Origin of the sequence: Lactococcus hircilactis (assembly GCF_009601015.1) — a bacterium.
Classification (GTDB): domain Bacteria; phylum Bacillota; class Bacilli; order Lactobacillales; family Streptococcaceae; genus Lactococcus; species Lactococcus hircilactis.
This window is the reverse complement of sequence record NZ_WITJ01000010.1, coordinates 91,476-109,152: the sequence shown is the minus strand read 5'-3', so window position 1 is coordinate 109,152 and position 17,677 is coordinate 91,476. Positions and strand designations below refer to the sequence as shown.

Annotated in this window: 16 protein-coding genes and 1 CRISPR repeat array (1 of these 17 running past the window's edge); all 16 genes read left to right on the top strand. The window is 37.6% G+C overall.

Features of this window, described 5'->3' with window-relative positions; genetic code table 11:
- Window positions 1-2,510: a CRISPR direct-repeat array (repeat unit 36 nt; unit sequence GTTTTTGCACTCTCAACATTTTCCTATCAGTAAAAC) (it extends 635 nt beyond the left edge of the window).
- Between the two features lie 264 nt (window positions 2,511-2,774).
- A complete protein-coding gene (gene acpS, locus GHI93_RS08370; protein ID WP_153496600.1) occupies window positions 2,775-3,137 on the top strand; it encodes a holo-ACP synthase in 363 nt (120 codons plus the stop codon).
- Window positions 3,138-3,177: 40 nt separating this feature from the next.
- The gene (gene alr, locus GHI93_RS08365; RefSeq protein ID WP_153496599.1) at window positions 3,178-4,281 is read left to right on the top strand and encodes an alanine racemase; all 1,104 of its coding nucleotides are present in this window, start codon (window positions 3,178-3,180) and stop codon (window positions 4,279-4,281) included.
- Between the two features lie 179 nt (window positions 4,282-4,460).
- A complete protein-coding gene (locus GHI93_RS08360) occupies window positions 4,461-4,901 on the top strand; it encodes a Spx/MgsR family RNA polymerase-binding regulatory protein (protein ID WP_153496598.1) in 441 nt (146 codons plus the stop codon).
- Window positions 4,902-5,006: 105 nt separating this feature from the next.
- Complete coding sequence (locus tag GHI93_RS08355; protein WP_153496597.1) at window positions 5,007-5,855, top strand: bifunctional methylenetetrahydrofolate dehydrogenase/methenyltetrahydrofolate cyclohydrolase; 849 nt, start codon at window positions 5,007-5,009, stop codon at window positions 5,853-5,855.
- A gap of 148 nt (window positions 5,856-6,003) precedes the next feature.
- On the top strand, window positions 6,004-6,501 hold the full coding sequence (locus GHI93_RS08350) for a DUF202 domain-containing protein (protein ID WP_153496596.1): 498 nt from the start codon (window positions 6,004-6,006) through the stop codon (window positions 6,499-6,501).
- 3 nt (window positions 6,502-6,504) lie between these two features.
- Window positions 6,505-7,758, top strand: coding sequence for an exodeoxyribonuclease VII large subunit (xseA, locus tag GHI93_RS08345; protein WP_343030347.1), 1,254 nt, complete (start codon window positions 6,505-6,507; stop codon window positions 7,756-7,758).
- 63 nt (window positions 7,759-7,821) lie between these two features.
- Entirely contained in the window at window positions 7,822-8,061 is a 240-nt protein-coding gene (locus tag GHI93_RS08340; protein ID WP_153496595.1) for an exodeoxyribonuclease VII small subunit, read from the top strand.
- Between the two features lie 190 nt (window positions 8,062-8,251).
- Complete coding sequence (locus tag GHI93_RS08335; protein WP_153496594.1) at window positions 8,252-9,109, top strand: polyprenyl synthetase family protein; 858 nt, start codon at window positions 8,252-8,254, stop codon at window positions 9,107-9,109.
- An 89-nt stretch (window positions 9,110-9,198) separates the two neighbouring features.
- Window positions 9,199-10,008: a TlyA family RNA methyltransferase gene (locus GHI93_RS08330; RefSeq protein ID WP_153496593.1), complete on the top strand. Its 810-nt coding sequence runs from the start codon at window positions 9,199-9,201 to the stop codon at window positions 10,006-10,008.
- Window positions 10,005-10,451, top strand: a complete 447-nt coding sequence (locus GHI93_RS08325; RefSeq protein ID WP_153496592.1) for an arginine repressor — start codon at window positions 10,005-10,007, stop codon at window positions 10,449-10,451. Before GHI93_RS08330 ends, GHI93_RS08325 begins: the two co-directional genes overlap by 4 nt.
- A 37-nt stretch (window positions 10,452-10,488) precedes the next feature.
- Complete coding sequence (gene recN, locus GHI93_RS08320) at window positions 10,489-12,153, top strand: DNA repair protein RecN (RefSeq protein WP_153496591.1); 1,665 nt, start codon at window positions 10,489-10,491, stop codon at window positions 12,151-12,153.
- 39 nt (window positions 12,154-12,192) lie between these two features.
- Entirely contained in the window at window positions 12,193-12,714 is a 522-nt protein-coding gene (locus GHI93_RS08315) for a DUF805 domain-containing protein (RefSeq protein ID WP_153496590.1), read from the top strand.
- 42 nt (window positions 12,715-12,756) lie between these two features.
- Entirely contained in the window at window positions 12,757-13,656 is a 900-nt protein-coding gene (locus GHI93_RS08310; protein ID WP_153496589.1) for a DUF805 domain-containing protein, read from the top strand.
- Window positions 13,657-13,988: 332 nt separating this feature from the next.
- Window positions 13,989-14,942, top strand: coding sequence for a 16S rRNA (cytosine(1402)-N(4))-methyltransferase RsmH (rsmH, locus tag GHI93_RS08305; protein ID WP_153496588.1), 954 nt, complete (start codon window positions 13,989-13,991; stop codon window positions 14,940-14,942).
- Window positions 14,943-14,977: 35 nt separating this feature from the next.
- A complete protein-coding gene (locus GHI93_RS08300) occupies window positions 14,978-15,358 on the top strand; it encodes a cell division protein FtsL (protein WP_153496587.1) in 381 nt (126 codons plus the stop codon).
- On the top strand, window positions 15,355-17,664 hold the full coding sequence (locus GHI93_RS08295; protein WP_153496586.1) for a penicillin-binding transpeptidase domain-containing protein: 2,310 nt from the start codon (window positions 15,355-15,357) through the stop codon (window positions 17,662-17,664). The genes GHI93_RS08300 and GHI93_RS08295 overlap by 4 nt, the downstream gene beginning before the upstream one ends.
- Window positions 17,665-17,677 lie beyond the last annotated feature (13 nt).

Sequence of the window (17,677 nt, the reverse complement as noted above, 5' to 3'; positions counted from 1 at the left end):
TCTGGTCTATGACCTTTGATGAAATAAGTTTTTGCACTCTCAACATTTTCCTATCAGTAAAACATAGCTTTCAATGAATTCCGCCACACACTCGTTTTTGCACTCTCAACATTTTCCTATCAGTAAAACTCCTTCAACTTTTTCAAGACCAGGCTCTGTGTTTTTGCACTCTCAACATTTTCCTATCAGTAAAACAAAATGATGTTGTTCTATTTTTTCTTCTTGCGTTTTTGCACTCTCAACATTTTCCTATCAGTAAAACCATTAACAATTGCTACATCCCCAAGATTAGGTTTTTGCACTCTCAACATTTTCCTATCAGTAAAACAAAGAATGGCTTCTACAATCAGACACAATAGTTTTTGCACTCTCAACATTTTCCTATCAGTAAAACCAGTATGCCAACCAATTGACAACCAAATGTGTTTTTGCACTCTCAACATTTTCCTATCAGTAAAACCAGTATGCCAACCAATTGACAACCAAATGTGTTTTTGCACTCTCAACATTTTCCTATCAGTAAAACATGGAGTTGTCTATGAGCCTGATGTAGAAGGTTTTTGCACTCTCAACATTTTCCTATCAGTAAAACTTAATATATTATTTGGGATTGCGTTTCTGATTTTTTGCACTCTCAACATTTTCCTATCAGTAAAACAAACCACAGCAAGCCCTGCCAGTCGTTCCTGTTTTTGCACTCTCAACATTTTCCTATCAGTAAAACAAGTTTCGTACTGGTCAAAAGAGCAAGTCTGTTTTTGCACTCTCAACATTTTCCTATCAGTAAAACCGCATATGATTTTCCAATAGCTGAAGGTTTGTTTTTGCACTCTCAACATTTTCCTATCAGTAAAACAAATAAGAAATTATAGAGCGCATAAGTTGCGTTTTTGCACTCTCAACATTTTCCTATCAGTAAAACCCACAGCTTTCTAGCTAACTATATAACACAGTTTTTGCACTCTCAACATTTTCCTATCAGTAAAACTTAATTCGTTTCTTGTACTCTTGTTGTCGTGTTTTTGCACTCTCAACATTTTCCTATCAGTAAAACAAAATCTAAATTTCATCAGTAGTCCTCTCCGTTTTTGCACTCTCAACATTTTCCTATCAGTAAAACGAAAGTTTCTTCGTTTGGATTATGAGGAGTGTTTTTGCACTCTCAACATTTTCCTATCAGTAAAACTACTTGATGAGTTGACTGCTTTTCCGAATGGTTTTTGCACTCTCAACATTTTCCTATCAGTAAAACTAGCTGAAGTAGAAGAAGAATTTGTCAAGTGTTTTTGCACTCTCAACATTTTCCTATCAGTAAAACACTCACTTAAAAACTACTTGTCAACAAGTGGTTTTTGCACTCTCAACATTTTCCTATCAGTAAAACGTAAATAATTGAAAATATTTTGGCACAATATGTTTTTGCACTCTCAACATTTTCCTATCAGTAAAACCCGCCCATTCCGCTTGTGATTGCGACTGCTAGTTTTTGCACTCTCAACATTTTCCTATCAGTAAAACGGATGGAACGTGTTATTTCAGCTCGTGGTAGTTTTTGCACTCTCAACATTTTCCTATCAGTAAAACTATGCCCTTCCTAAGTCAAATTCACGCTTAAGTTTTTGCACTCTCAACATTTTCCTATCAGTAAAACTTACGTGTATCATTTCGCTAGCGTTGTATTGTTTTTGCACTCTCAACATTTTCCTATCAGTAAAACTAAGTGGTATCAATTCACGACACCCTATGTGTTTTTGCACTCTCAACATTTTCCTATCAGTAAAACCTAAATATATCATTCTTGAACTCTTTACTTGTTTTTGCACTCTCAACATTTTCCTATCAGTAAAACGCCGTGACGCATTGAGAGAACAACTTGTTGGTTTTTGCACTCTCAACATTTTCCTATCAGTAAAACTACTTGATGAGTTGACTGCTTTTCCGAATGGTTTTTGCACTCTCAACATTTTCCTATCAGTAAAACATTCTTGATACCCAATCGTTCCATTTGTTCGTTTTTGCACTCTCAACATTTTCCTATCAGTAAAACATAGCTTTCAATGAATTCCGCCACACACTCGTTTTTGCACTCTCAACATTTTCCTATCAGTAAAACTCCTTCAACTTTTTCAAGACCAGGCTCTGTGTTTTTGCACTCTCAACATTTTCCTATCAGTAAAACTCCGTCGTGATTGTTCATGAATGGAATAAAGTTTTTGCACTCTCAACATTTTCCTATCAGTAGAACCGCTCGGTAACCACCGACTAATTGTAGGAGAGTTTTTGCACTCTCAACATTTTCCTATCAGTAAAACCAGTATGCCAACCAATTGACAACCAAATGTGTTTTTGCACTCTCAACATTTTCCTATCAGTAAAACCAGTATGCCAACCAATTGACAACCAAATGTGTTTTTGCACTCTCAACATTTTCCTATCAGTAAAACATGGAGTTGTCTATGAGCCTGATGTAGAAGGTTTTTGCACTCTCAACATTTTCCTATCAGTAAAACTTTACATTGTTTTGTGAAAAATATGATATAGTTTTTGCACTCTCAACATTTTCCTATTGTACTCATTTGTTTTTATCTAAAAAGTGCGGGGTTAATCCTCTATCTTATTGATACAAGAAGGTACTTGATTTTATTCAGCGCGATTGATTGTGTGTAGCGTTTTTTTGCTTCAATCATTATTTCGTTTTAAAAATTTAGAAGAATCAATCTAAGTTTTTTGATTAGGGGATGAAGCTGAGCGATAAAAGTGATATAATTGATACCATGATCTATGGAAATGGTGTTGATAATGTTGAATTATCAAGAATTCAAGCAGCAATGGGGCGTTCTGAAAAGTTTGTGATTCAGGTTTTAACTGCTAAAGAGTTTGAAAAATTTCAGATGTTTTCTTCTGAGCGTCGTAAGGTTGAATTTTTGGCTGGACGTTGGGCAGCTAAAGAAGCTTTTTCAAAAGCTTTTGGGACTGGGTTTGGCCGGAGTTTGGCGATGCATGACTTAGAAATTCAAAATGATACGTTGGGGAAGCCTTATTTTTCTAAGCATCCTTTTGAGGGAGGAAATGTGCATTTGAGTATTTCTCACAGTAATGTTGAAGCTGTTGCTTTTGTTGTTTTAGAAACCATTTAATCATTTTTCTGTGTCAAAATTGAAGAAAGTAGGATTGAAAATGAAATCATCTCCACATCGTCACACGCCAGCGCTGATTCATCTGAGCGCGATTCAAAACAATGTCAAAAAAATGCGTCAACATATTGGTCAAAAAAGTGATGTGTATGCAGTGGTGAAAGCTAATGCGTATGGTCATGGTGCGGTTGCTGTGGCAAGAAGTGTTCATGAGTTGGTGGATGGTTTTTGTGTTTCTAATCTTGATGAGGCACTTGAGCTTAGAAATCATTTAATCACAAAACCGATTTTGGTTTTATCTGGAATTGTGCCAGAAAACGCGGATATTGCGAGAAGTTTGAATATTACTTTGACTGCACCGAGCTTGGCGTGGTTGAAAATAATTGTGTCACAACCGACAGAAATCAAGGGTTTGAAAATTCATATTGCGGTAGATTCAGGAATGGGCCGAATCGGGGTTTGCGATGTAGAAGAAGCAAATGAGATGATTGCACTTGCAGATCAACACGGTATTATTTTTGATGGGATTTTTACTCATTTTGCAACAGCAGATGAGAAAGAAGAAAGTAAGTTTAGCGCGCAAAAAGAAAAATTTGATGCGATTGTGGCGCATCTTTCAAGACGTCCTGAGTTTGTCCATTCGACAAATTCGGCGGCAGGATTGTGGCATCAAAAAGAGGTTCAGGATATTGAGCGGTTGGGAGTGGCGATGTATGGGCTAAATCCAAGCGGGAATGCGTTAACTTTGCCATTTGAGTTGGAACCTGCGCTAGAGTTGAAATCTGAACTAACCCATGTGAAAACAATTCATGAGGGAGATACAGTAGGCTATGGGGCAACCTTTACAGCACAAGAAGATACAATCGTAGGGACGGTTTCGATTGGTTATGCGGACGGTTGGACGAGGGATATGCAAGGGTTTCATGTCTTGGTTGATGGTCACTTTTGTGAGATTATTGGACGTGTTTCAATGGATCAAATGTGTATTAAATTAGAAAAAGATTATGAAATTGGAACTCCAGTGACGTTAATTGGACGTGATGGAGCGCAAGAAATTACATGCCAGGAAATTGCGCAATGGCGACATACGATTAATTATGAAGTGCTTTGTTTGTTGTCAGATCGGATTTATCGGGTCTATCAATAAAGGTTAAAAAGTCTGTATTATGAACAGGCTTTTTCTTTTGATTACGATTTGATTAAAAAACCTTAAAATGGGGTTTTTGCTCTTTACTTGTTTTCTAATAATGTTATAATATAATTATAAATAAATGAGAAATAAATAATAAAAAATAACAAAAATTATAAATAAGTGAGGAAAAAACCATGATTAAAATTTATACTGTGATTTCGTGTAGTTCATGTAAAAAAGCAAAAGAGTGGATGGAGAACCATCAACTGGAATATGAAGAAGTGAATTTGTTGAATGATCACATGACGCGTGAGGACTTTTTAAAGATTTTATCGTTGACTGACGATGGGACTGAAGAAGTGATTTCAAAACGCAGTCGTGCTTATCAACGACTCAATCTTGATTTTGAAAGTCTTTCAATAAATGAATTGGTTCGGATTTTTGATGAGAATCGCACGTTACTAAGAAGGCCGTTAATTCTTGATGATTGTAGGCTTCAAGTGGGTTATAATGAAGATGACATTCGGAAGTTTTTGCCACGTGACATTCGTCAAGTGGAGATGAAAGCGGCGACAGAAAATATTAAAACATTTTCTCAATCGATTGAAAATAATGAGCAAGAAGCGGTCGTTTAAACGATCGCTTTTTAATTTTCGATATTTACGATTGTTTTTTTAATTTAATGAAAAACGAAGGGAGATTTTTTTATAGGGGCACTTATTTTATGATATACTAAAACTATGAAATTAATAGATGGAAAAGCATTAGCTGAAACGTTACAGCTTCATTTGAAAGATGAAGTAGAAGCATTAGTGAAAAAAGGGATTGTGCCAGGGTTAGTTGTGATTTTGGTTGGGGAAAATCCTGCAAGTCAAGTTTATGTACGAAATAAGGAAAAAACAGCACTAAAACTTGGATTTCATTCTAAGGTTGTGAGATTACCAGCGGATACATCTGAAGCGGATTTGCTTACTTTGATTGAAGAATATAATCAAGATGAAGCGTGGCACGGGATTTTGGTCCAACTGCCATTGCCTAAACATATCTCTGAGGAAAAGGTGTTGCTTGCGATTGATCCGAATAAAGATGTGGATGGATTTCATCCAATGAATATGGGGCGGTTGTGGGCAGGGAATCCGGTGATGATTCCGTCAACGCCAGCTGGAATTATGGAAATGTTTAAGGCTTATCAGGTGGATTTATCTGGTCAGCGCGCAGTTGTTGTGGGACGGTCCAATATTGTTGGTAAACCGATGGCACAGCTGATGATGATGGGAAATGCAACGGTTACGATTGCGCATAGTCGGACAAAAAATCTGTCAGCACTGACAAAAAGTGCAGATATTCTGGTTGTTGCGATTGGAGTGGCCAAGTTTATCACTGCAGACATGGTGAAAAAAGGAGCGGTGGTCATTGATGTTGGAATGAATCGGGATGAGTCTTTAAAACTGTGTGGCGATGTTGATTTTGATGAGGTGAAGGATGTTGCACGTTTGATCACACCAGTACCTGGTGGCGTGGGTCCGATGACCATCACGATGTTAATGGAACAAACGGTTCGCGCGGCACAATTGGCAAGCCAAAAGTAGTGATATCACAGTGGGTCTGAACGTTGGATGATCTGAACGAAGATGTTAGCTTTTGCTAATGTTTTTTTGTTTGGATTTTGGTCAAACATTTTATTTCATTCTTTGGGAAATATGGTAGAATAGGAAATGAAAAGATGTAGGATAGAAGATGGAAGAAAAAAAGGTAGCGTTTAAAAGACGACCACTTTCCTTGATTTTAATGGTTTTAGCCTGTGGATTTGTGATTTTCTTTGGGTTTTCACAGTTAAGCATTGGAAATGTGGTGGGGGGATTATTTATTTTGATTGGTCTTTTTTGCTTGATTGGAGCGGTGGTTATGATTTTGAGATGGTTTATCCCAGCGATTCGCTATGATCAGATGCAAGTAGAATTCCAAAATTTTTATTTGTGGGAGACTAAATCACTGAAAAGAAAGATAAAAATTAAGTGGCAATGGGTATCGCGCGTGGAGATGATGGACGTTGAAGGGCGTGAAACTAAAGGAGATGTTTTTTATTTTTATTTGACTTTGCAAGCACAAAAAATGCAGGCATTAAACAAAGATGGACGGATCAGGGTTTCAATCCCAGAGCTTAATGAAAAAGAGCGCAATGAATTTTTGAACGTCATGATCAATAAAAAATTAATGAAAAAGAAAGGAGCGTGAGCAGTGGCAGAGTATTTAACAGTAAGTACATTAACCAAATATTTGGCAAGTAAATTTTCACGCGATCCTTATTTGGAACGGGTTTATTTGACAGGAGAGATTTCAAATTTTAGACAACGGCCGCATCATCAGTATTTTGCGATTAAGGATGAAGGAGCGGTCATTCAGGCGAATATGTGGGCTGGACAGTTTCGAAAGTTAGATTTTAAGCTTGAGGACGGGATGAAGGTTCTTGTAGTAGGAAAAATTTCGCTTTATGCGCCTGGGGGATCTTATGCGATAAATATTGAGACAATGGTGCCAGATGGTGTCGGAGCTCTGGCAGTAAAATTTGAGCAATTAAAGAAAAAATTGACTGCTGAGGGATTGTTTGAAGCGCGGTTTAAGCAGGCTTTGCCCCAATTTTCCAAAAAAATCGCAGTTGTCACGAGTCCTTCAGGTGCTGTGATTCGAGATATTATTACCACTGTGCAGCGCAGATTTCCAATAGCTGAGCTGGTGCTTTATCCAACGAAAGTTCAAGGGGAAGGTGCAGCGCAGGAAATTGCCGCAAACATTAAACGGGCCAATTTACGTGACACTTTTGATGTGCTCATTATTGGTCGTGGTGGCGGATCTATCGAGGATTTGTGGGGATTCAATGAAGAAGTCGTGGTACGGGCGATTTTTGAGTCAAAAATCCCAGTGATCAGCTCAGTTGGACATGAAACGGATGTGACTTTGGCGGATTTTGTGGCAGATGCACGTGCGGCAACACCAACAGCTGCAGCTGAATTAGCAACCCCAAATACAAAAATGGATTTGCTTGCTTTTACGAAAGATCAGGAAAATCGGATGATCAATCGCTTGTCATTGCTTTTGAGAAATAAACGAGATCAGGTTGAAAAATTGGCACGGTCAGTTGTTTTTCGACAGCCAGAACGCTTATACGATGGGCATATTCAAAAGGTTGATCGACTCACAGAGCGTCTGTCAGCACTGACAGAACAAAAAATTGCCGCAAATCAGCACCGTTATGAGCTGACAGCAAGACAATTGATTCCGCTCTACAGTAAGCGTGTGGAGCATCAAAAAAATCGGTTAGAGAATGCTTATCAAAAACTCATCTTATTAGATATTTCTAAAATTAAGGCTAGAGGATTTTCTGTCATTACTGACAAAAATGGGAAAATCATTAAAAGTGTGAGTGAAGTGAATCGTGGAGATAAACTTTTGATTGATTTATATGATGGTCAAGTCAACGCAGTGATTGAATGAATGAAAAATGTGTGTTTATAGCGCATGCTAGCGTGAAATAATGCGCGTTTTTAGGAGAAAAAAATGGCAACAAAAAAAGAAGAAGCAAAATTTGAAGAAAATTTACAAGCACTCGAAGAAATCGTGCGTAAATTAGAATCGGGCGATGTGGCGCTGGAAGATGCGATTGCAGAATTTCAAAAGGGAATGATTTTATCTGAAAAATTGAAAAAGACTTTGAACGAAGCAGAAGAAACGCTCGTCAAGATTGTAGGAACAGATGATCAAGAACGCGATTTTTCAGCTGAGCAAAAAGCGTATTAATCAAAAAAACGTTGCTTTTCATCAAATATTCATGGGCTTTGCCTGTGCTTTTTGGTATAATAGAGTGCCCGCAAATAAAAATTGTCAAGAAAGCTGAAATTTTTGAACCTGCTTGCAAGAAACCAAAAAATTTCTTCTTTCTCGCCTTTTTTGAGCGATTTGCGCTTACATCTTGGTATAATGATAACTAATGAACACGAAAATTAAAAAAACTGAAGAAGTTCTTGAAAACTTTTATAAAAATCTTAAATTTCCCTCACATTTGGCGCAAGCAACGACTTACTCTCTGATGGCTGGCGGGAAACGCATTCGCCCGCTCTTGTTTTTATCAATGCTTGAAGCGTACAAAATAGAGCTGAAACCGGCACATTTTGAAGTCGCTGCGGCTCTTGAGATGATTCATACGGGATCTTTGATTCATGACGATTTGCCTGCGATGGATAATGATGATTACAGGAGGGGCAAGTGGACAAATCATAAAAAATTTGATGAAGCGACTGCAATTTTAGCGGGAGATAGTTTATTTTTAGATCCTTATTTTGTCCTTGCGAGTTGCGATTTACCTGCGCAAAATGTTGTAAGTTTGGTGAAAGAATTGGCTTATGCTTCGGGTTCTTTTGGGATGGTGGCAGGTCAAATTTTGGATATGGATTGCGAAAAAAAAGAACTCAATCGTTCTGAAATTGAAGAAATTCATCAACTAAAAACAGGACGGATGCTGACGTTTCCATTTGTGGCAGCGGGAATTCTTGCAAACGTATCAGAAACAGAACTTATACAGCTGCGTCAGATCGGAGAAAAATTGGGGCTTGCATTTCAGATCCGCGATGATATTTTGGATGTGACACGTTCGTTTGCAGAACTTGGAAAAACACCTGGTAAAGACATTATCGAAGAAAAATCGACCTATGTCTCACTTTTGGGACTTGAAGCGGCTAAAACTCAGCTTTTGTGCTTGCTGACAGAAGTGAAAAATGCGTTGTCAGTACTGACAATAGTGAATCAATCTGACATTTTATTACTGGTTAAAAATTTGGAGCAGATCTGAAACAATTCCAGATAAAAAACGTATGGAAAGTAAACTGGCATTTTGAAAAATGATGGTGATGTGTAAATGATGAGATTAAAGAGAGAAAAATGAAAGAAAGAGTAGATGTTCTAGCGACGAATCAAGCGCTATTTGAAACACGTGAACAAGCAAAACGCGGGATTATGGCTGGACTTGTAGTGAGTGAAAAAACGGGTGAACGCTTTGACAAACCGGGTCAAAAAATTGATGCTTCTATCGCATTGCGTCTCAAAGGTGAAAAGTTAAGGTATGTCAGTCGTGGGGGCTTAAAATTAGAAAAAGCGCTGCGCGAATTTAATGTGGATGTCAATGGGCTTTTATGTCTTGATATTGGTGCTTCTACAGGTGGATTCACAGATGTGATGTTACAAAATGGTGCCTCATTAGTGTATGCACTGGATGTTGGAACAAATCAATTGGCATGGAAAATCCGATCTGATCAAAGAGTGGTCGTGATGGAGCAGTTTAATTTCCGAAATGCACTCCCGACTGATTTTTCAAAAGGACAGCCTGCTTTTGCATCGATTGATGTGAGTTTTATTAGTTTAGATCTCATTTTACCTCCTTTATTTGATATTTTATTACAAAATGGCAATGTTGTGGCGCTGATAAAGCCCCAATTTGAGGCAGGACGCGCGCAAGTGGGAAAAAATGGAATTGTTAAAGATCCCAAAGTGCACAAGATGACGATTGAAAAAGTGCTCACGACAGCGATAAAATGTGGTTTTTCTGTGAAAAATCTTACATTTTCTCCCATCAAAGGTGGAGGAGGAAATGTTGAATTCTTGGTTCATTTAAAAAAGGATCAAAACGTTGAAATCAATGAATCCATCAATGTTGAGGAGATGTTAAAAAGAGAAAAGGAAACTTTGGAATGAAAAGAGAAGCGCGTTTAAATTATATTGCTGAATTAATTTCAACCAAAGAAGTGAAAACCCAAGATGAGCTGGTTTCTCTTCTTTTGGAGCATCATATTGATGTGACACAAGCAACGATTTCACGAGACATTAAAAGTTTAGCGTTGATCAAGATTCCAGCAACATCAGGGGGGTATCGTTATGATTTACCCAAAAAAACGGAACGTGTCAGGGCTGATTTTCTTTCGCAGGATTTACTTTTTGATTCCATTACAGCAATCAAAATACAAGAGCAAATGCTTGCGTTACAGACCAATCCTGGAACGACCAGTCTTGTGAAAAGTCATTTATTAGATCGATTTAAAAATGATCTATTTACCGTTGTCATTGATGATGACACTGTTTTAGCAATTTTCGTCAGTACTGACAGCGCAAAACAAGCTTATCAGATGCTCAAAAATTAAAATCTTTTAAAATTGAGATGAGAAATTGGAGGTAAGGATGTTACAAGAAATTTCGATTAAAAATTTTGCAATCATTGAAGAAGTTCACCTTTCTTTTGAAACTGGGATGACGATTTTAACGGGGGAAACGGGGGCAGGAAAATCCATCATTATTGATGCGATGAGTTTACTTTTAGGAGGACGAGCTTCAAGTGATTTCGTGCGCCATGGGACTGAAAAAGCTGAGATTGAGGGACTATTTTTCTTTGGTGAGAATGCTGGACTTCTGTCAGTACTGACAGCATTAGGATTTGATTCGATTGGCAATGAGTTGATTCTTCGGCGAGAAATTTTTGCAAATGGACGCTCTGTTTGTCGCATTAATGGACAGATGGTTAATCTTGCGACGTTGCGTCAAGTGGGTGATTTTTTGGTAGATATTCACGGACAACATGACAGCCAAGAGTTGATGAATGCGAAGTACCATCTGCATTTACTGGACGAATTTGGGGATGAAAAGTTTGAACGCATCAGCTCAGATTATGTTCAAAAATTTGAGCGTTATAAGGATTTGCGACTGCAACTCACAAAACGGCAACATAATGCTCAAGAATTTGCACAACGCATTGAGATTTTGAAATTCCAGGCAGAAGAAATTGAAGCAGCAGCGATTGATCCGATTGAAGATGAGACATTAGAAAAACGGCGAGAAAAATTAAATAACGTTAAAAATATCGCCGATGCACTTTCAACAGCCGCGCTTGCGCTTGATGATGAAGAAAATGATTTTTCTAGTCTTAATCACATCAAAATTACAATGAATGAACTGGATCGAATTGCTGAATTTGATCCGATCTATCAGGATTTGGCTGACAAAACAGTAGAGAGTTATTATGTGCTTTCTGACATCTCCTCTCAAATCACGCGTCAGCTTGAACAATTGGAATTCAATCCAAATGAATTGTTGCAAATTGAAGATCGCATCATGACACTCAATACGTTAAAGAAAAAATATGGGCCAACACTTTCAAATGTTGTCCATTACTTAGAAAAAGTACAGTTAGAGCTATCAGATTTGACTGGAGCTGATCATGATTCAGAGTCGTTAGAAAAACAAGTTAAAGCAGCACAAGATGAGCTTTTAGTCGCAAGCCGTGCATTAAATGAGACAAGACACGTGATGGCACAGGATTTAGAAGCAGACATTAAAAAAGAACTGTCTGAATTATATATGGAAAAAGCGGATTTTAAAGTTCAATTTGAGCAGGCAAAGTTTTCTTCACATGGGAATGAACACGTTGAATTTTTTATTCAAACGAATCCAGGAGAAGGGTTTAAACCGCTTGCCAAAACGGCATCAGGAGGAGAATTATCGCGGTTGATGCTTGCCATAAAATCCAGTTTTTCACGTCGTGAAAATAAAACATCAATTGTTTTTGATGAGGTGGATACAGGCGTTTCTGGCCGCGTGGCTCAAGCCATTGCTCAAAAAATCTATAAAATCGCAAAAAATGGACAAGTTCTTGCGATTAGCCATTTACCACAAGTTGTCGCTATTGCAGATACGCAGTTTTACATCGAAAAAAGTTCAGCACACGATGTCACGACCTCAACGGTTCGAAAATTAGATCAAAAAGAACGCATTCAAGAACTCGCAAAAATGCTTGCTGGAGATGATGTAACGAAAGAAGCACTTGCACAAGCTAAAAAATTATTACAGTAAAAATGGATTCAAAAATAAAAATAAAAAAGAGGATTAAAAATGATCAAAGCATATCAAAAATATTGGAAAAAAGCACTAAAATTCAATGGTTATAGTAGCAGAAAAGACTACTGGTGGGTCTTTTTAGTCAATACCATCATTTTTGCCATTTTAAGTTTCATTCGGACCCTCATCACGCTTCCAATGGTGGCGAAAATTATTGAAAGCTCAAAAAATTTGAGTAGAGAAGAAACAGTTGAAAAAACACAGGCCTTGAGTTTGCACCCGACTGGTGCGATTCTTGCAATGGTTATCCTCAGCGCTATTTTAGGAGCGGTAATTTTGATTCCTAACACAACGCTTGTGGCACGTCGTCTAAAAGATGCAGCACTTCCTAATGTGTTAGCTTATCTTTTTGCGATTGCGGCCTTCTATGGCATCATTTCACCCTTCATCGGAGAAAAAGGGTTGGGAGTTGTTTCAACAGTAGCAAGCATTTTAACCCTTCTGATTTACATCTTATGCCTTTTCCCATCCAAATACCGTGATGATGAAGATGATGACAGCCGTAATTACGATTAATTTAAGCCTGATTTGCTATGATGTTTAAGATTGGAGAATATCATGTTTGATTCATATCGGAAATTTTGGCTTGGGTTTTCAAATTTTACATCAAGGACCAGTCGCAGTGCGTTTTGGCAAGCAATTGTGGTTCATTTATTCATCATTTTCGTCTTTTTGATTTTTATTTGCGGCTTTCAGTGGCTTTCAAGTCCAGTTTTACCAGATCGCTTTACAGTAGTGGCCGTCGTTTTGGCGTATTTTTTACTGACTTATCTTCTTATTTCTTTTTTTGCAGGTCTGTCATTACTGACAAGACGGCTCAACGATGTCGGACTTCCCTTTCCACTCATTTTTCTTTTGCTCCTTCCAGGAATTGGGGGGATTGTACTTACAGTTTTTGCAAGTTTAAAATCCGCCACAAAAGCAGTTGAGACACTTCCTAACTTCGATGGTGAAGTGGGAGAGCCAAAAATTTTGGAAAATGGATCACTGCATTTTTCACAAGCCATTAAAAATTATGTGTTTGGGATGTTTGATTTCAGAGGAAAAACGACACGACGCAGTTTTTTGTGGAGCCAACTTGTTTTTTTAGGAATCGGGGTGTTCTGTTTATTTTTGTCAGTACTGACAGAAAAAATTGAGTCTTTTCTTTTTGATTTTACAGGACCTTTAGCGCAATTGACACTACTCATGACGGGAATTTATTTTCTATTCATTCTTTTACCTGAACTTGCAGTTTTTTCAAGAAGATTTAGAGATGCTGGGATTTCTTCTTTCAAGATATTGTTTTTATTTCTTGGATTTTTAACCGTCATTTTTATAGAACGCGCGATTTTTCGTGTCAATCGCTTAAGTTATGGCATTCATCATTTTGAGTTGATCCACTATGTTTTATTCTTGGTTCTTTTGGTTTTAGTCCCTACAAGTCTTGCAATGCTATTAAAAGAGACAAAAAAGTAAGGAAGTTTAGTCCTTGCTTTTTTATTTCCTCTCAAAATTTAAGTTTACGAAAAGCGTCAATTCAATTGACAGCTTCTGTAAGAAAAAAGAGAAGCATCAAAAATTAAATTTCGTTTAAGGTGCGATGTGATGAGCTTTAGGGGGTGCTTTTTTTATAACATAAAAAAAATGAAGTTGACAATAAATTGACAATTTTCATTAAAAACACTTCCAAATTTATCAAAAAGTGTTATAATAAAATAAGTCTGTTTCACGTGAGCATTAAAAAAACAAGAATGTGATATAAAATAAGAGAGCAGACCTTCAACAAGAGCACAAAAGGAGTATAAGAGATGCCTCAAGAATTCAAACATGACACCGTCTTATTACATGAAACTGTTGATCTCCTTGACGTCAAGCCAGATGGTGTTTATGTTGATGCAACATTAGGTGGTGCAGGGCACAGTGAATATCTTTTGAGCCAGTTGACAACAGGACATCTTTATTCATTTGACCAAGATCAAGCAGCACATGACCATGCAAAAATACGGTTAAAAAATCAGCTTGCCGCTCAAAAAGTGACACTGATTAAAGATAATTTTAGAAATTTAAAAGTGGCGCTGGATGCGCTAGGTGTAGAAAAAATTGATGGGATTCTTTATGATTTAGGCGTTTCAAGTCCACAATTTGATGATCGCATTCGTGGATTTTCATACAAAAAAGAGGCACGTCTTGATATGAGAATGAATCAAGAGCAAGCATTATCTGCTTACGAAGTTGTCAATGATTATCCTTTTAATGACTTGGTTCGGATTTTTTATCGTTATGGTGAATCAAAATTTTCCAAGCAAATTGCAAGAAAAATCGAGCAAAAACGGGCACTACATCCCATTGAGACAACACTTGAACTGGCTGATGTTATCAAATCAGCACTTCCTCAAAAGGAACTAAAGAAAAAAGGACATCCTGCAAAGCAAATTTTTCAAGCGATTCGCATTGAAGTGAACGATGAATTAGGTGCAGCAGAAACATCAATTGAGCAAGCAATTGATCTTTTAGCTATCGGTGGGAGAATCTCTGTGATTACATTTCATTCTCTTGAAGATCGGCTCACAAAATCTATTTTTAAAGAATATAGTACAGTAGAAGTTCCCAAAGGATTACCGATACTTCCTAAAGAAATGGAAGCGCGACTTAAGCTGGTGAATCGAAAACCAGTGATTGCATCAAAAGAAGAACTCGAGTATAATAACCGCGCACACAGTGCTAAACTTCGTGTGGCAGAAAAACAAAATAACAATAAATAAACAAAAAATACGGATTAAAAATAAAGGAGGAAAAAATGGCCGCTCAACCCAAAGAATATTTCGATATTAAAACTGCAGCAAAAAAAGACAGTTATCGTATCGATAAAAGCTCATTAGCTCCTGAAGTACTCGCGAGTAAATTCAAAAAATTTGATACAGTGGAAAAAGTGTTTTATACTGTACTTATCATTGCAACGTTGACAATCGTCATTGGTCTTCTTTATATCAAAACTAAAACACAAGAAGTAGAAGGAAGAACGGTAAGTTTAACCACGCAAATTAATCAGTTGCAAACGAAAAACACGGAATATAATCAACAAATTACAGATCTTGGATCTGGCCAACAAATCTCTGACATTGCTACGAAAGATGGCATGTCACAAAATTTCTCTAATGTATTGAAAGCGACAAAATGATCAAATTTTTCAAAAAATTATTTTTACTGCCTTTTAGAAAAGTCTCAAAGCACGCAAAAAAAGAAAATTTAAGTCCAGAAAGAAACCGTAAACACGTAGGTAAAAACCTGTTTTTCCTAGCTATTGCTGTGTTTGCGATTTTTATTTTTAGGTTGGTATGGTTAGTGACTGTCAATCATATTGGGGACACAAATTTAAAAGAATATGCCACATATAATTATCAAAGTACGATAAAAGTTCCAGCAAAGCGAGGGACGATTTTTGATCGTTATGGCACACCGATTGCCGTTGACTCAAGTAATTACACGATTTATGTCGTTCTTGATAAAAAACAAACGGATGTTAATCACCATAAGCTGTACGCAGATAAGAGTGAATTTCCTAAGCTGACGAATTTTTTAAACAGTCAATTAGGGATTGATAAAAAGTTAATTGAAACACAGCTTAATCTTAAAGGAGCCAAACAAGTTCAATTTGGGACAAAAGGAAGCAACATTTCACTCAAAAAAATGCAAGATCTCCAAAAAGCAGCAGATGATCAAGGGTTAGTTGGTGTCGGTTTTTCTGCAACAACGGCGCGCTCTTATCCGATGTCAAACGTTGGATCAGGTTTTGCTTCTCAATTCATTGGAACAACAACATCAAATAATGATACTTTAGTTGGAGCCGATGGGTTAGAGCTTGCTTATAATCATGTATTGAGTGGAAAAAATGGTGTGGAGACTTTCCAAAAAGATGCTTCAGGACATCCCTTACCTGGGACAACAAAAGTCATCAAACAAGTTGAAAATGGATCAAATGTTTATACAACGATTGATTCACGCATTCAAGAATTACTTGAGAGCAAGATGGATCAAGCAGCTGCAGATTCTGGAGCGCAACAACTCTCTGCGACTATCATGACCAAAGACGGACAGATCTTAGCGACCACACAACGTCCAACATATACACCAGATACTAAAAATAAAGCGACGGATCAAAAATATTTTACCTGGAACAGCTTGCTTTTTCAAAGTTCGTTTGAACCTGGGTCTGTCATGAAAACATTTTTGATGTCCTCCGCTTTAGATAGCAACAAAGTTAATTTAAATGCAACATACAATCGGACGAAGTTTAAAATTGCCGATGTCACGATTTATGATGCCGACTTTAATGAAAATGAAGGACAGTACCAAAAACCAGTCATGGGTGTCAGTTTTGCAGATGGTTTTATGATGTCAAGTAATGTCGGAATGAGTACGATTGAGCAAAACATGGGCTATCCACTGTGGAAACAATATTTGCAAAAATATAAATTTGATATGCGCACACGAACGGGATTATCTGGTGAAATCGCAAGTGCCCTTCCTGCTGCGAATGTCGTTTCCCAAGTGCAATCTGCTTTTGGTCAAGGGATTGCTGTGACGCAAATTCAATTGTTACGAGGATGGACTGCTTTTGCTAATGAAGGAGTGATGCTTGAACCACATGGTGTGAGTCAAATCGTGAATCCTAATGATCAGACGGAACGCTCTGTTGGACGAGAAGTGATTGGAAAACCGGTGTCTGATTCTGCCATTTCTAAAACGCTGAATCTGATGGAGGGCGTTGATACTAATGCAACGTATGGGACGGCTTTCACTAATCTTGGAGATCCACAAGATAATATTGCACCAAATAGTCCGTTGATTCAAATTAATGGTCAACCTGCTGCTGTGAAAACAGGGACTGCACAAATCGCAGCTGCTGGTGGAGGATATATTTCGGGATTAGAGAGTAATCTTTACTCAATGGTTGCAATGTATCCTGCGTCAAATCCTGATTTTATCATGTACATGAACATCAAGTTGCCAACAAAACCTTGGACATTACACTATATTAGTCGCGTGATTAATCCTGTGTTGACTTTGGCAGAAGCTAGAAAGAGCGAAATTTTCCAAAGCACAAGTGTCACAAAAGCGGGAGCTGTCAAAATTGGAGCGTATAAAGATAAAAATCCAGGGGATATGGCAGATCAGTTGAGACAAGAGATATTGCAGCCTGTTTTAGTGGGTTCTACGACGAATCCAGGTTCAAAAATTGTGTCGCAATCCATTGCTGCAAATCAAAAGGTTGATGCGAATACGCGAATTTTGCTTTTGACGAATGGAGATCCTGTCATGCCTGATATGTATGACTGGACCAAAAAACAGGTAGAACAGGTTGCAAAATGGTATCAATTGAAAGTGACGTATTCTGGATCTGGTAATAAAGTTGTTGATCAAGATGTTGCCGCATCAGCTAATCTTAAAAGAGGGCAGAGCATCACAGTGACGTTAGGTCACTAAGGTTCAAAGAGGA